At 65.3% G+C, this 12,928-nt stretch carries 13 protein-coding genes; 5 read left to right on the top strand and 8 right to left on the bottom strand.

Annotated elements, in window-relative coordinates:
- Positions 1–158: 158 nt before the first annotated feature.
- Positions 159–647: a hypothetical protein gene (locus tag WDN01_05650; protein MEJ0025495.1), complete on the bottom strand. Its 489-nt coding sequence runs from the start codon at positions 645–647 to the stop codon at positions 159–161.
- Between the two features lie 75 nt (positions 648–722).
- Between WDN01_05650 and WDN01_05645 the strand changes: the two genes are divergently transcribed.
- Together WDN01_05645 and WDN01_05640 are read left to right on the top strand one after the other, a co-directional pair.
- Entirely contained in the window at positions 723–926 is a 204-nt protein-coding gene (locus WDN01_05645; GenBank protein ID MEJ0025494.1) for a helix-turn-helix transcriptional regulator, read from the top strand.
- 122 nt (positions 927–1,048) lie between these two features.
- On the top strand, positions 1,049–1,501 hold the full coding sequence (locus WDN01_05640) for a hypothetical protein (protein MEJ0025493.1): 453 nt from the start codon (positions 1,049–1,051) through the stop codon (positions 1,499–1,501).
- Positions 1,502–1,586: 85 nt separating this feature from the next.
- On the opposite strand, the gene WDN01_05635 is transcribed toward WDN01_05640, so the two are convergent.
- Positions 1,587–1,973 (bottom strand): hypothetical protein, encoded by a 387-nt coding sequence (locus WDN01_05635; protein ID MEJ0025492.1) that lies wholly within the window; start codon positions 1,971–1,973, stop codon positions 1,587–1,589.
- A 251-nt stretch (positions 1,974–2,224) separates the two neighbouring features.
- On the bottom strand, positions 2,225–3,046 hold the full coding sequence (gene cysE / locus WDN01_05630) for a serine O-acetyltransferase (protein MEJ0025491.1): 822 nt from the start codon (positions 3,044–3,046) through the stop codon (positions 2,225–2,227).
- 157 nt (positions 3,047–3,203) lie between these two features.
- On the opposite strand from cysE, the gene WDN01_05625 reads away from it, so the two are divergent.
- Entirely contained in the window at positions 3,204–3,800 is a 597-nt protein-coding gene (locus tag WDN01_05625) for a nitroreductase (GenBank protein ID MEJ0025490.1), read from the top strand.
- A gap of 14 nt (positions 3,801–3,814) precedes the next feature.
- A complete protein-coding gene (locus tag WDN01_05620) occupies positions 3,815–5,347 on the top strand; it encodes a sulfatase-like hydrolase/transferase (protein ID MEJ0025489.1) in 1,533 nt (510 codons plus the stop codon).
- Between the two features lie 28 nt (positions 5,348–5,375).
- On the opposite strand, the gene queE is transcribed toward WDN01_05620, so the two are convergent.
- The 3 genes from queE to WDN01_05605 form a co-directional block, all read right to left on the bottom strand.
- Positions 5,376–6,005, bottom strand: coding sequence for a 7-carboxy-7-deazaguanine synthase (gene queE / locus WDN01_05615; protein ID MEJ0025488.1), 630 nt, complete (start codon positions 6,003–6,005; stop codon positions 5,376–5,378).
- 119 nt (positions 6,006–6,124) lie between these two features.
- A complete protein-coding gene (gene queC / locus WDN01_05610) occupies positions 6,125–6,811 on the bottom strand; it encodes a 7-cyano-7-deazaguanine synthase QueC (protein ID MEJ0025487.1) in 687 nt (228 codons plus the stop codon).
- A gap of 38 nt (positions 6,812–6,849) precedes the next feature.
- Positions 6,850–8,196, bottom strand: a complete 1,347-nt coding sequence (locus WDN01_05605) for a PAS domain-containing sensor histidine kinase (GenBank protein MEJ0025486.1) — start codon at positions 8,194–8,196, stop codon at positions 6,850–6,852.
- Positions 8,197–8,340: 144 nt separating this feature from the next.
- On the opposite strand from WDN01_05605, the gene WDN01_05600 reads away from it, so the two are divergent.
- On the top strand, positions 8,341–9,462 hold the full coding sequence (locus WDN01_05600; protein ID MEJ0025485.1) for a beta-ketoacyl-ACP synthase III: 1,122 nt from the start codon (positions 8,341–8,343) through the stop codon (positions 9,460–9,462).
- 131 nt (positions 9,463–9,593) lie between these two features.
- Here WDN01_05600 and WDN01_05595 read toward each other — a convergent pair whose 3' ends face one another.
- Positions 9,594–10,463, bottom strand: coding sequence for a universal stress protein (locus tag WDN01_05595; GenBank protein ID MEJ0025484.1), 870 nt, complete (start codon positions 10,461–10,463; stop codon positions 9,594–9,596).
- A 47-nt stretch (positions 10,464–10,510) separates the two neighbouring features.
- Positions 10,511–12,901: an ATP-binding protein gene (locus WDN01_05590; protein ID MEJ0025483.1), complete on the bottom strand. Its 2,391-nt coding sequence runs from the start codon at positions 12,899–12,901 to the stop codon at positions 10,511–10,513.
- Positions 12,902–12,928: the final 27 nt, after the last annotated feature.

The following is a 12,928-nucleotide window of genomic DNA, read 5'->3' as shown; positions in this document are numbered from 1 at the left end:
TCATTCCATCGTGCGGCGTCCGGACGGCACAATTTTCGACATAACGCCACTAGGCATCGAGAGTGAACGGCGGAGCTTCAAGTTTCTGCCACACAGCGGGAACGAAGATTCATTTCACACAATTCGCCGCCGTAATCCGGAAGCATGGTGTTCGCCCTCTAGCGCGCCGTAAAATGAAAGTCGGCGCGACCTTTGCCCATGAGCAACGGGCTGATCGTCACGGATGACGCCTTTCTTATCCCCGCAATGAACTGCTCGGCGTTGTCGAGGATCGCTGGTCCATCCGACAACGTTACTTCCGCCTCTCGCTCCTGATGGCAGGTGTAGACCTCCACAGGGCCATCATCGAACTGAACCTCTATATCCTCGCCAACGCCGCAAGCGACCACGCCATCCCGAATTTTCAGCCCGACAATGCTGTTTGCGCTGTAAATTGAGAGGTACAGCCGAGACCCCAATATGTCGCCCGGCATCCGTCTGATATTGTCTGAGTGCAGTTCGGTATTCCGGGGATCGATGCCGAAGCTGTGACGCTCGGAAGAAGACTGCGGCGATGGCTGAGAGTTCAGCCTGACGAATATGATCAACGGCACATAGAGCGCCGCGCCAATGAGGGCCCCTTTCCAGACGAACGACCAGCGGATCATGTCCGGCTCGCTTACAACCAAAAGTCATCACTATAGTGACTGGTGTGGCCTTAACAAATCGTTCCGCCTTCGCCTATGCGACTGGCGCGAGTCCTTGGGATCAATGTCCGGCGAATCCGCAAAGAGCGCGGGTTAAGTCAGGAGGTGTTGGCAGACGAGGTTGATCTTGCCGTCACCTATGTCGGGCAGATCGAGCGCGGCCTGCGCAATCCGACTCTGGAAGTCGTTGAGAAGTTCGCGAAGGTGCTGGGCGTGAAGCCGTTGGACCTGCTTCAATAGACGGAACGTCGGTTCAAAGCGCATGAGCCGTGGATAAATTGCCGAACCCGCTTTCGAGTGGACGCAAACCGAAATAGCGTCCGCCCAACATCATCTACAGCCCAAATATGAAAGCGGCGCACATGTCCAGCGACATGGAAATTGAACTGTATCGAACCCAACGCGCCTCCCAAGAACGCTACACCTATTTTATGCTCGCGGCTGCCGGTGCCGCCATCGCTTTCGCAGTGACAAGAAGTCAGGACATGGTTCTGTCTCTTTCTCAGATTCCGCTCGGGACTGCCGTGTTGTGTTGGGGCTTTAGCTTCTTTTCTGGGTGTATGAATCTGCGGTACGTTGATTCAACCCTGTTTGCGAATTTCGAGCTTCTCAAGGTTGAAAGTGGACGACATCCCAAAGTCGGGAGTCATCCGCAGATGATGGAAGCCGCTGGCGGCGGCATTCGCGATGCAATCGAATCAAACTCGAAACGGACAAGCACTTACGCTCGTTTGCAATTCTATTTCCTCATCATCGGGGCGATCTTCTTCATCGCATGGGACGTTTTCGAAATGTACCTTCGGATCAAGCCTTAGTTCCGCGTACCGACATTGTCCCGCAACCATTCTCGTTCTAGCGTGGCGCTATTTCCCATACTACCAGTCCGTCAGGCCCTCGCGACTATTTGAGAACACCTTTCGTCCGCCGATAGTAATTCAGTGATGCGCGCAAACGCTGTTCCATGGTGCGGTAGAGCTTTGTGTCGTCTGGCGGTAATCCGCGCTCCCGCATGAGGAGTTCGGTGAGATGCCACGTGTTAAGAGGCTTAGGTGCTGCGCGGAGAACCCGAAATACGGCCCGCAAAGAATCACCTTTAGATATTCCAAACGCCGGACGGCTTGTTGGCGGCGCAGATAGAGCGATGTCGGCCTTGAAGATGCGAAATGCGGCTTCGATAGCTTCCAGTTCAGCGTTTGCTACCTGCAATTTCTTCGTAAGTAGCCGGACCAGCCGTTCGATCTGCTTACGTTTTGCGGTTAATGCGGTGATGACGTGACGTTCGGCCATTCCAACTAAATAGCGCCGAACGTTTCAGGAACCTAGGAGCGTAAGGTGTGTTTGCGCCATAATGGCGGAGGTTCAGATCACTTGCTTGAAAATAAAACCGTCATCGCCCGCTTCATGCGGGCGACCCAATTTGGCGGCGAGAAAAATGGGTTGCCCGGACAAGCCGGGCAATGACGACCTTCTTATGATGATCGACTCAAAACAAACCACGCCAGAACTCCGCGTTTTCCGCGGCTCCGCGTGAATCGACCTCAGCCGCTCTTGTCCTGGTCGTATTCGATGACCTGGTTCATCTCGTGCGACGGGCGGCCGCCGGCGGCGCAGTTGGTGAGCCGGGCCGGCACGCCGACCGCGGTGCAGCCCGGCGGCACCGCCTTCAGGACCACGCTGCCGGCGCCGATGCGCGAATACTCGCCGATCTCGATATTGCCGAGGATCTTGGCGCCGAGCGAAATCAGCACGCCGCGGCGCACCTTGGGATGGCGATCGCCGGACTCCTTGCCCGTGCCGCCGAGCGTCACGCCCTGCATGATGGAGACGTCGTCCTCCACCACCGCGGTCTCGCCGATCACCACGCCGGTGGCGTGATCGATCATGATGCCCTTGCCCATCTTCGCGGCGGGATGGATGTCGACCCCGAACAATTCCGAGATGCGGCTCTGGAAGAAGCGGGCCATGGCGCGGCGGTTCTGGTGCCACAGCCAGTGAGCAATGCGGTGGCATTCGAGCGCCTGGAAGCCCTTGTAGAACAGCAGGGCCTCGATATGCGCCTTGCAGGCCGGGTCGCGGTCGAACACCGCCGCGAGGTCGGCGCGCACCGCGTCGCCGATCGCCGGGTCGGCCGTCATCGCCTCCTCGAAGATCTCGCGCATCATCATCGGCGAGAGGTCTTCCGAGCCGATCTTCTTGGCCAGGTGATAGGAGACCGCGTTCTCCAGCCGGTCGTGCTTGAGCACGGCGCCGTGCACGAAGCTGGCCAGCGCCGGCTCCCGCTCGGAGAGGGTCTCCGCCTGCTCCCGCAGGGCATGCCAGATCGGATCGCAGGTGGCGATTTTCTCGCGTTTGACGGCCATGTTCGCTCCCGATTTGCCCGCCTTATAGCAGCGGTTCCAGGTGTATGACAAAACAACGCGTCGAACGCGTGAAAAGCCCCGCGAGGACCCGCGCCCCTTCTGCTAAATAAAGCTTCGCTGCCGCGTAACCAACCCACCCGCTCCGCATAGGCCCGATATGGACTCCGCAACCCCCGCTCTCAACCGACCCGCTCCCGATGCCATCGACCTGCTTCTGTCGCGCCGCTCGGGCTCCGCCAAGACCATGACGGGACCGGGGCCTTCGCCGGGCCAGCTCGACACGATCCTGACCGCCGCCGCGCGGGTGCCGGACCACGGCAAGCTGTTCCCCTGGCGCTTCATCGTGTTCGAGGGCGAAGCCTGCCGTCGCATGGGCGAACTCCTCGTCGAGAGCATCCTGGAGACCGAGCCGCAGGCGGGGCCGGAGCGCCTCGACCTGGAGCGCCACCGCTTCCTGCGTGCCCCGGTCGTCGTGGCCGTGGTCAGCCGCACCCGCGAGGCGATCCCGATTCCGGAATGGGAGCAGGTGCTGTCCGCCGGCGCCGTCTGCCAGAATCTGCTGATCGCCGCACATGCGATGGGCTTCGTCGCCAACTGGCTGACCGAGTGGTGCGCCTTCCATCTGGGCGTGCGCGACCGCCTCGGGCTCAAATCCGGCGAGCGCATCGCGGGCTATGTCTATATCGGCCAGCCGGCGCAGCCGCTCGAGGAGCGCGTGCGGCCCGACATGACGAAGATCGTCACGCGGTTCTAACAATCGGACACGACATGGGCCGCAAAATCCTCTTCATCACCACCGACCAGATGCGCTTCGACGCCATTGGCGCGAACGGCCAGAGGATCGCGCGCACGCCGCATATCGACGCGCTGGCGAAGGCCGGCCTCAACTACACGCGCTGCCATGCGCAGAATGTCGTCTGCATGCCCGCGCGCGCCACCATGATCACCGGGCAATACGTCACCACGCATGGCGTGTGGATGAACGGCGTGCCGTTGCCCGAGGACGCGCCCTCCGTCGCGCGGCTGCTGAAGGAGAAGAAGAACTACCGCACCGCGCTGATCGGCAAGGCGCATTTCGAGCCCTTCCTCGATCTGATGGGCAAATTTGCCGAGAACCGCATGGGCCGCGAGGGCACGTTCGGCCCGCATCGCGGCTTCGATCACATGGAGCTGGCGGCGCATGGGGCGCGCGGGCCGCTGCACTACGCGCAGTGGCTGATGAAGACGCATTCCGAAGTGCTGGACAATTTCTATCCGGTGCTCGGCATGGACCTGCACCAGAATTCCTACGGCGAAGGCGACACCGGCGGTGTGCAGGTCAAGCACAATCCGACGCCGCGCGGGCTCTATCACACCGACTGGGTCGCCGACCGCACCATCGCCTATCTCGACTCATTGGATGCGAACGAGGACTGGTTCGTGTGGATGAGTTTTCCCGATCCGCATCACCCGTGGGATCCGCCGCAGAACGAGCTTGGCCGGCACGACTGGCGCGACCTTCCGATCCCGGAAGGCTATCCCGGCAGCCAAGAGAAAATCGACGCGATCCTGTCCGACAAGCCGCATCACTGGCGCGATTGGTGGACCGGCAAACGCATGACCTGCTTCGAGGCGCCGCCGGCCTGGGTGCCGTCGAGCCTGACAACCGACCAGCTCCGCGAGATCGACGCGATGACGCATATCAAGAACGAGCTGATCGACGAGGCGGTCGGCCGCGTCATGGGCCGCATCGCGGCGCGCGGCTGGGACGGCGATACCGATGTGATCTTCTCCACCGACCACGGCGAGTTCCAGGGCGATTTCGGCCTTCTGTTCAAAGGGCCGCATCATGTCGACAGCCTGATGCGCCTGCCTTTGATTTGGCGGCCGGCGCCGAACGCGAAGATAGCGCCCGCAAGCTTTACGGCGCCGGTGGGCCAGGTCGATTTTGCGCCCACCTTCTGCGAGATCGCCGGCGTCGAGAAGCCGGACTGGATGGAAGGCGCCGCCCTGCCCCGCGATGCGTCGGCTGCCGGCAGGCGCGAAGCCGTCTTCACCGAATGGGACAGCGAGTTCGAAGGCGTCTCGGTGTCGCTGCGCACGCTCCATCGCGACGGCTGGACGATCACGGCCTATGGCAAGACCTCGATTTACGAAGGTACCGAAGGCGAACTCTACGATCTGAAGAACGATCCCCGGCAATGGCGCAATCTGTGGAACGAGCCGTCCGCGGCGGCGATGAAGCGCGACCTGCTGGAAGACCTCGCCGCCCGCAGGCCGAAGGGCGAAACGCGGCGCCGCAAGGTCGAGGCGTCGGTGTGAAACTCACCCCCTTGCGGGGAGGTGCTTCTTATCGAATTCCAATCAGCTTGTGGGTTTGCAGGCTCAGCCGCCATTGCGGATGGGCGAGACAGTATTCGGTCGCCGCCTGCGTGTTCGCGGCACGCGCGTCGTCGTCCATCGGCTGAAGGAAGAAGTTCTCGAAGGCGAGACCGGCATAGCGTTCCGGCTCTGCGCCTTCCTGCGGGTAGACGAGCTTCAACTCGTTGCCGCGCGTCAGGACAAGATCGGCGCGCGCCTTGGGGCTGACGCAGATCCAGTCGATCCCCGCCGGCGGCTCCTGCGTGCCGTTGGTCTCGATGCCGATCTCGAAGCCTCGCGCGTGCAGCGCCGCGATGGCCGCATCGTCGAGCTGCAACAGCGGCTCGCCGCCGGTGCAGACGGCATAGGGCTTGCCGCCGCCCGGCCATTTGTCTGCGACTGCCGTGGCCAATTCCTCCGCCGTCGCGAACTTGCCGCCGCCCGGTCCGTCGACGCCGACGAAATCGGTGTCGCAGAACCGGCATTGCGCCGTCGCGCGGTCGCGTTCCAGCCCGCTCCACAGATTGCAGCCCGCGAAGCGCAGGAACACCGCCGCGCGCCCCGCTTGCGCGCCTTCGCCTTGCAGCGTGTAGTAGATTTCTTTCACCGAATAGGTCATCGGACCAATTCCAATTCGTCATGGCCCGGCTTGTCCGGGCCATCCATTTTCCATGCCGGCGGCAATTTCATCCCAACTGGATGGCCCGCATTCGCGGGCCATGACAATTCAGTTGGAGGTCATGCCGCGCGGTACTTTTCGTAGCCCTTCGCCCGCAACTCGCAGGCCGGACAGGTGCCGCAGCCCTTGCCCCAGGCATGCGGCGCCGGATTGCCTTCATAGCAAGTGACCGTCTCGCGCACGATGAGGTCGACCAGCGCCGCGCCGCCGAGCGCCTCCGCCAGCTTCCACGTCGCGGCCTTGTCGAGCCACATCAGCGGCGTGTGCACCCGCGTCTCGCGCGCCAGGCCCAGCGACAGCGCCCGCGCCGTCGCCTGGATCGTCTCGTCGCGGCAATCGGGATAGCCGGAAAAATCGGTCTCGCACATACCGCCGACCAGGTCGGCGATGCCGCGCCGATAGCCGAGCGCCGCCGCTGCGGTCAGGAACAGCACGTTGCGTCCCGGTACGAAAGTCGTTGGCAGCCCGTTGGCGCCCATCTCGATCGCTATATCGCCGGTCAGCGCCGTGCCGCCGATAGCGCGCAGTGTATCGAGCGGTAGCAGGTGATCGTCGCCAAGCCGCCCCGTCCATTGCGGGAACGCCGCCAGCGCCGCGCGCAGGCCCGGTCGCGCGTCGAGTTCCACCCGATGGCGCTGGCCGTAGTCGAAGCCGACCGTTTCGACAAGCTCGAAATTGGAAAGCGCCCAGGCGAGACAGGTCGTTGAATCCTGTCCGCCGGAAAAGAGTACCAGTGCCGTTTTCATCCGCGGCTTTTAGCGCCCTGCGCGCGCCAAGGCGAGAGCTACCCCGTCAAGGCCAGCGTGTGCGTGCGCACCGGCGGCAGCGCGATGGTGACGGTCGTTCCCGCGCCGACCGCGCTTTCGATGGCCAGCGTGCCGCCATGCAGCTCGACCAGCGATTTGGTGATCGCAAGACCCAGGCCCGCCCCTTCGAAGCGCCGTGCCAGGCTGCCGTCAAGCTGGCGGAACGGCTCCAGCGCGGCCGCGATCTTGCCGCGATCCATCCCGATCCCGGTGTCGCGCACCGAAAAGCAGATACCGCCACCCGCGTCCAGCCAGGCCCTGAGCGCGATCCGGCCGCCCTCGGGCGTGAATTTGAGCGCGTTGCTCAGGAGATTGGCGAGGCTCTGGCGCAGCCGCTGCGGGTCGACATCCACCTGCGGCAATCCGGCCGCCACGTCGATCGCGATCTCGCGGCGATCCTCGGTCGCGATGCGGGCCATCGCCACCGCTTCGTCGGCGAGCACCGCCACCGAGCAGGGCCGCGCGTTCAGCGTGATCGCGCCGCCCGATAGTCGCGCGACGTCGAGCACGTCGGAGATGATGGCGAGGAGCCGCGTGCCGCTGGCATGGATGTCGCTCGCATAGGCGCGGTAGCGCTGCGGCTGGATGGGCCCCAGGATCTCGTCCCTGATGATCTCGGAGAAGCCGAGCACGGCGTTGAGGGGCGTCTTGAGTTCATGGCTCATCGCCGCCAGGAAGGCGCTCTTGGCGCGGCTCGCCTCTTCGGCTTCCGCCAGCGCCTTGCGCAGGGCGCGCTGCGCCGCGTAGCGCGCGGTGACGTCCTCGACCGTGCCCTCGTAGCAAACGATGCGCCCCGTCCAGTCGCGCACCGCGCGCGCGTTCTCGGAGATCCAGATCGTCGCGCCGTCGCGGCGGCGGATTTCCGATTCGAAGGCGCTCACCTGGTCGTTGGCCTGCATCAGCGCCTGGAACTGGGCGCGCCGGCCCGGATCGACATAGAGCTGGTCCGCGATGTTGGTCAGCCCGGCCTTCAGCGCCGTCACGCTGCCATAGCCGTAGATGCGGGCAAGCGCCGGGTTGGCGTCGATATAGCGGCCGTCCGGCGTGGTGCGGAAAATGCCTTCAAGCGCGTGCTCGAAAAAGGCGCGGTAGCTCGATTCCGCTGTGAGCAGCCGCTCGTCGCTGCGCTCCGCCAGCCGCGTCAGGAAGAACACGGCGCCGCCGAGCAACGCGAAGATCACGACTCCCGCGATCGCCTCGCCGGCCGGCGCCTGCGCCGCGGCGGCGGCCAACACCGCACCCAGTCCGAGCGCCAGCAGCGCGCCGGCGAGCCCGGGTCGGGTCTCGCGCGCAGCCGTCCTGCTCGCCGTCCAGGCCAAATCCACGCCGCACCGCACCCGCTACACCACAATGGGTTGAATTCTTAGGCCCAATGTCTGAACGCCGGGTTTATCAGGTGGTGAATTGCTTGCCTTTGGCGGTGCCCTGCGCCAGCCTCAACCGGCAAGTGTTTCAAGGGGATGGCACGCGTGACGACGCTCGCCGTAAGCGGCACCGGCCTATACACGCCGCCCAATTCGATCTCGAACGACGAACTGGTGACGGCCTTCAACACCTATGTCCGCAACACCAATGCGGCCAATGCGCAGGCCATTGCCGCCGGCACGGCGACGGCGCTGGTCGAATCCTCCGCCGACTTCATCGTCAAGGCGTCGGGCATCAAGGCGCGCTATGTCGTGGACAGGACGGGCGTGCTCGATCCGGACGTCATGTGTCCGCGCATTCCCGAGCGGCCGAACGACCAGATATCGCTCATGGCCGAGATGGCTGTGACCGCGGCGCGCGACGCGCTGAAGGCCGCCGACCGCACGGCGGCCGACATCGACGGCGTCCTGGTCGGCGCCTCCAACATGCAGCGCGCCTATCCGGCCATGGCGGTCGAGGTGCAGGACGCGCTCGGCATCGACGGCTTCGGCTTCGACATGAACGTCGCCTGCTCCTCGGCGACCTTCGCGCTGCAGACCGCCGCCGACACGGTATCGGCCGGCCACGCCCGCGCCATCCTGGTGTGCAATCCGGAGATCTGCTCGGGCCATCTGAACTTCCGCGACCGCGACAGCCATTTTATCTTCGGCGACGTGGCGACCGCTTTCGTGGTCGAGCGCAGCGAGACCGCGCAGGGCGGCAATGCCTGGGAAATCCTGGCGACGCGGCTGAAGACCAAATTCTCGAACAACATCCGCAACAATTTCGGCTTCCTGAACCGCGCCGCGCCGGAGGGCGTCGGCAAACCCGACAAGCTCTTCGTTCAGGAGGGCCGCAAGGTGTTCAAGGAAGTCGTTCCGATGGTGGCGGAGCTGATCGTGAGCCATCTGGCGGAGAACGGCATCGCGCCGGCGGCGCTGAAGCGGCTATGGCTGCACCAGGCCAATCTCGGCATGAACGAGATGATCGCGCGGCGTGTCCTGGGCCGCGATCCGTTTCCGGGCGAGGCGCCGAACATCCTGGAGGAGTACGCCAATACGAGCTCGGCGGGTTCGGTGATCGCGTTCCACAGATACAGCGCCGACCTCAAGACGGGCGATATCGGCCTGCTGTGTTCCTTCGGCGCGGGCTATTCGGCGGGCAGCGTGATCTTGCGGAAGTTGTAGAGCCAACCCCTTCTCTTGTTTGTCATGCCCGCGAAGGCGGGCATCCAGTGACTGGAGCGATCCGCCAAGAGTGGATTCCCGCCTGCGCGGGAATGACAATCTGGAAATGATCCGATCGCGATCAGACCGCCTCAATGCACCAGAAACAGCGGCAGCGCCGCGTGGCTCACGACATGGCGCGTGACGCCGGCGAAGAACATCTCACGCAGCCGGCTGTGGCCGTAACCGCCGGCCACCAGCAGGCCCGCCCCGCCCTTCAAAGCCTCTTCGAGAAGCACGTCGCCCACGACCCGCGTTCCGGCGTCGACCGTCCGCTCGCTTGCGTCGATGCCGCGCAGCTTCAGATAGGTCTTGAGTTCGCTTGCGTCGATCGCCTCGTCCTTGCCGCGCCGGATGCTCAGGATCTCGACCGTCGCCGCGCAGCCGAGGAACGGCAGCGCGGCCGTCACCGCGTGCGCCGAAGCCACGCTGTCGTTCCAGGCGAGCGCGATCTTGTTGTGGCAGAAGCTGGCCGGCGCGGCGTGGGCGCTGATCAGGACCGGGCGGCCGGTTTCCAGCAGCGTCGCCTCGAATGCCTCGGTCAGGCCCGGACGATCGTCCTCCTTGAGCGCGCCGAGCACGACCAGGTCGCTGAGCCGCGCCGCCATCGTCACCTGGTCGGCGAAGTTGCCGGTGACGTCCTTGAAGGACGCGGTCGGCACGTCCCGCAGTTCCGGTGCCGCCGTGACGACCGCGTCGGCTGCCGTCGCCGCCGCCTGCAGGGTCGCCTGCGCCTTCAGGCTCGCCTCGTCCGAGGCCTTTGCCGTCGCTTCGCTGATTTCCTGCATCACGACGCTCGAAATGCTTTCGCCGTAAAACGGCAGCGCTTCCATCGCATCGGGCCGCACGAAGAGGGCCGCGACATGGGCGTTGAACGGCTTTGCGGCGGCGAAGGCGCTTGCCAGCACCGCCGCGTCGCGGGCCCCGCCGGTGAGCGGCGCCAATATCTTCACGAACGTCATGGGTGCCTCCGGTGCGCTAGGAAACGCGCTGTCGCGGAGCAGCGTTCCTAAATCCGCCACCAGCCGTCAAGGTGCACCGGCTTCAGGAGGCGCGGCCGGGCGAAGTCGATCAGCCTGTCCTGGACCCGGCGGTTGAAGCTGCGGCGGGGGAAATTGCCGTCGCGGCGGCGGGGTCCGGCCGCCATGCCGGTGAGCACGCCGATCGCCTCGTCCACCGTTTCGACCGCGTAGACGGCGAAGGCGCCCGTCCGCGCCGCCGCGACCACATCCTCGCGCAGCATCAGCGTCACGACATTAGCCTTGGGGATGATGACGCCGTGATGGCCGCCGAGCCCGCGCGCCGCGCAGATGTCGAAGAAGCCCTCGATCTTCTCGTTGGCGCCGCCGATGGGCTGCATCTGGCCGTGCTGGTTGATCGAGCCGGTGATGGCGATGGACTGGCGCACCGGCACCTGCGCGATGGCCGACAGGATCGCGATCAGTTCGGCGGCGGAGGCGCTGTCGCCGTCGATCGGCCCGTAGGACTGCTCGAAGGCGACGCTGGCATGGATCGAAAGCGGCCGGCCGGTGGCATAGGCGCCGCTCAGATAGCCTGACAGGATCTGCACGCCCTTGACGTGGCTGGGTCCGCTGAACCTGGCGACGCGCTCGATGTCGACGATGCGGCCTTCCCCCGGTGCGACCTGCGCGGTGATGCGCGCCGGCATGCCGAAGGCGAAACCGGCGGCGCTCAGCACGGTGAGGCCGTTCACCTGGCCCGGCTTCTCGCCCTCGGTGTCGATGAACAGGATGCGCCGCTGCACCAGTTCGTGCTCCAGCGCTTTCAGCCGCCCGGAGCGGTCGTCGCGGGCCGCAACCGCCGAAGCGATGTCTTCCGCCCCGATCAGAGTCATGCCCGACAGCGCCGCATAGTGATCGGCTTCGCGTACCAGGTCGGCGAGACGGCCGGTGCGCACGCTGATCTTCTCGGCATCGCCGGCCTGCCGCGCCGCCTCGTCGACGAGCCGCGCCGCGCCGCCGCGGTCGAGCTGCTTCAGCCCTTCGGTCCGGGCCATCGACGCCATGGCGGCGAGTAGGCCCACGCAATTCTCGTCGGTGCGCAGCGCGGTGGCGGAGAAGTCCGCCTGCACCTTGAACAGGTCGGCGAATTCCGGATCGACCTGGCCGAGCCGCTGATAGACCCAGGCCTCGCCGAACAGAACGATCTTGACGTCCAGCGGCACCGGCTCGGGCTGGATGGTCACGGACGCGCCACGGTCGTGGATCTCCGACAGGCTCTCGATTTTCACCTTGCGCGCCGCGAGCGCGCGCTTCAGCGCCTCCCAGGAGACCTCCTGGCGCGCCAGATCCAGCGCGTCGATCAACAGGAACCCGCCATTGGCGTGGTGCAGCGCGCCGGCCTTGATGTGACGAAAATCGGTGACGACTGTCATCATCACCGTCACATGCTCTACCTTGCCGACCAGTTGCGTCAGCGACGGCAGGCCGAGCGTGACGACCGGCGCGCCCGTCGCCTTGGCATTGTCGACGATCAGGTTGACCTCGTAGCGGTGGAGCGGGACGCCGTCGCGCCGCTCCTCCCCGCGTGCGAGCGCCTGCAGCGCCTCGATCTGGCTGAGCACATCCTTGTAGATCGCCGCCAGATGGGCGTGCGCTTCGCGGTGCTGGGCGAAGTGCTGCGCCAGGGGCGCGACAAGGGCGCCGATCGCGCTCTCGCCGAGCTGGCGCTCCAGAACCTTGATCTTCTCCACCGTGGCGAGGCGCAGGGCTTCGAGCCGCTCCATCGTCTTTTCGAGCGCGCCGCGCAGCAGGCGGGTCTCTTCGGCCAGACGCTCGCGTTCTTCCTTGGCGAGGGCGCGGTAGTCATCCTCCGACATCACCAGCCCGTCGCGTGTCGGACGGAAATCGAAGCCGCGGTCGCGTTCGACCAGCGCCAGTCCCTGGGCTTCGGCGTCGCGGCGCAGCCGGTCGATGGCCGCCTCGGCGGCCTGGTGGAAGTCCTGTTCCAGCCCCGCGCGCCGGCCCCGGTAGTCCTCGCTTTCGAACAGGCGGGGCATGCAGATCTTCAGGGCCGCGACGAACTCCGCCAGAGCCGCCTTGAAGCGTACCCCGTCGCCGGCCGCGAAGCGCAGCGCGCGTGGCCGGTGCGGCTGCTCGAAATTGAACACATAGGCGATGTCGGGCGCCGCGGGCATGGACGCGGCCAGCCGCTCCAGCGCCCGGCGGACGGAATTGCGCTTGCCGGACCCTTGCGGGCCGGTGACGAAGAGATTGAACCCCGGCTGGGCCATTCCGGCCCCGAAATGGAGCGCCCGCATGGCGCGGTCCTGCCCGACCGGCCCGACAGGCTCGGGCAGGCTGGCCGTGCTCTCGAAAGGCAGCCGGTCGGGATCGGTGACCAGCCGCAGCCTCTCCGCCCCCAGGGGCTTCATGCTCATCCGTTTTCCCCACGCGGCCGGAAGACC

It is taken from the genome of Rhizomicrobium sp., assembly GCA_037200985.1.
GTDB lineage: Bacteria > Pseudomonadota > Alphaproteobacteria > Micropepsales > Micropepsaceae > Rhizomicrobium.
The sequence above is the reverse complement of the archived record's forward strand: the minus strand, read 5'-3'. Positions and strand labels throughout refer to the sequence as shown.

Coding starts and splice junctions, on each gene's coding strand:
- WDN01_05650 (MEJ0025495.1), bottom strand. CDS start 647: ATGATCCGCTGGTCGTTCGTCTGGAAAGGGGCCCTCATTGGCGCGGCG.
- cysE (MEJ0025491.1), bottom strand. CDS start 3,046: ATGGCCGTCAAACGCGAGAAAATCGCCACCTGCGATCCGATCTGGCAT.
- WDN01_05635 (MEJ0025492.1), bottom strand. CDS start 1,973: ATGGCCGAACGTCACGTCATCACCGCATTAACCGCAAAACGTAAGCAG.
- WDN01_05590 (MEJ0025483.1), bottom strand. CDS start 12,901: ATGAGCATGAAGCCCCTGGGGGCGGAGAGGCTGCGGCTGGTCACCGAT.
- WDN01_05645 (MEJ0025494.1), top strand. CDS start 723: ATGCGACTGGCGCGAGTCCTTGGGATCAATGTCCGGCGAATCCGCAAA.
- WDN01_05595 (MEJ0025484.1), bottom strand. CDS start 10,463: ATGACGTTCGTGAAGATATTGGCGCCGCTCACCGGCGGGGCCCGCGAC.
- queC (MEJ0025487.1), bottom strand. CDS start 6,811: ATGAAAACGGCACTGGTACTCTTTTCCGGCGGACAGGATTCAACGACC.
- WDN01_05620 (MEJ0025489.1), top strand. CDS start 3,815: ATGGGCCGCAAAATCCTCTTCATCACCACCGACCAGATGCGCTTCGAC.
- queE (MEJ0025488.1), bottom strand. CDS start 6,005: ATGACCTATTCGGTGAAAGAAATCTACTACACGCTGCAAGGCGAAGGC.
- WDN01_05625 (MEJ0025490.1), top strand. CDS start 3,204: ATGGACTCCGCAACCCCCGCTCTCAACCGACCCGCTCCCGATGCCATC.
- WDN01_05640 (MEJ0025493.1), top strand. CDS start 1,049: ATGTCCAGCGACATGGAAATTGAACTGTATCGAACCCAACGCGCCTCC.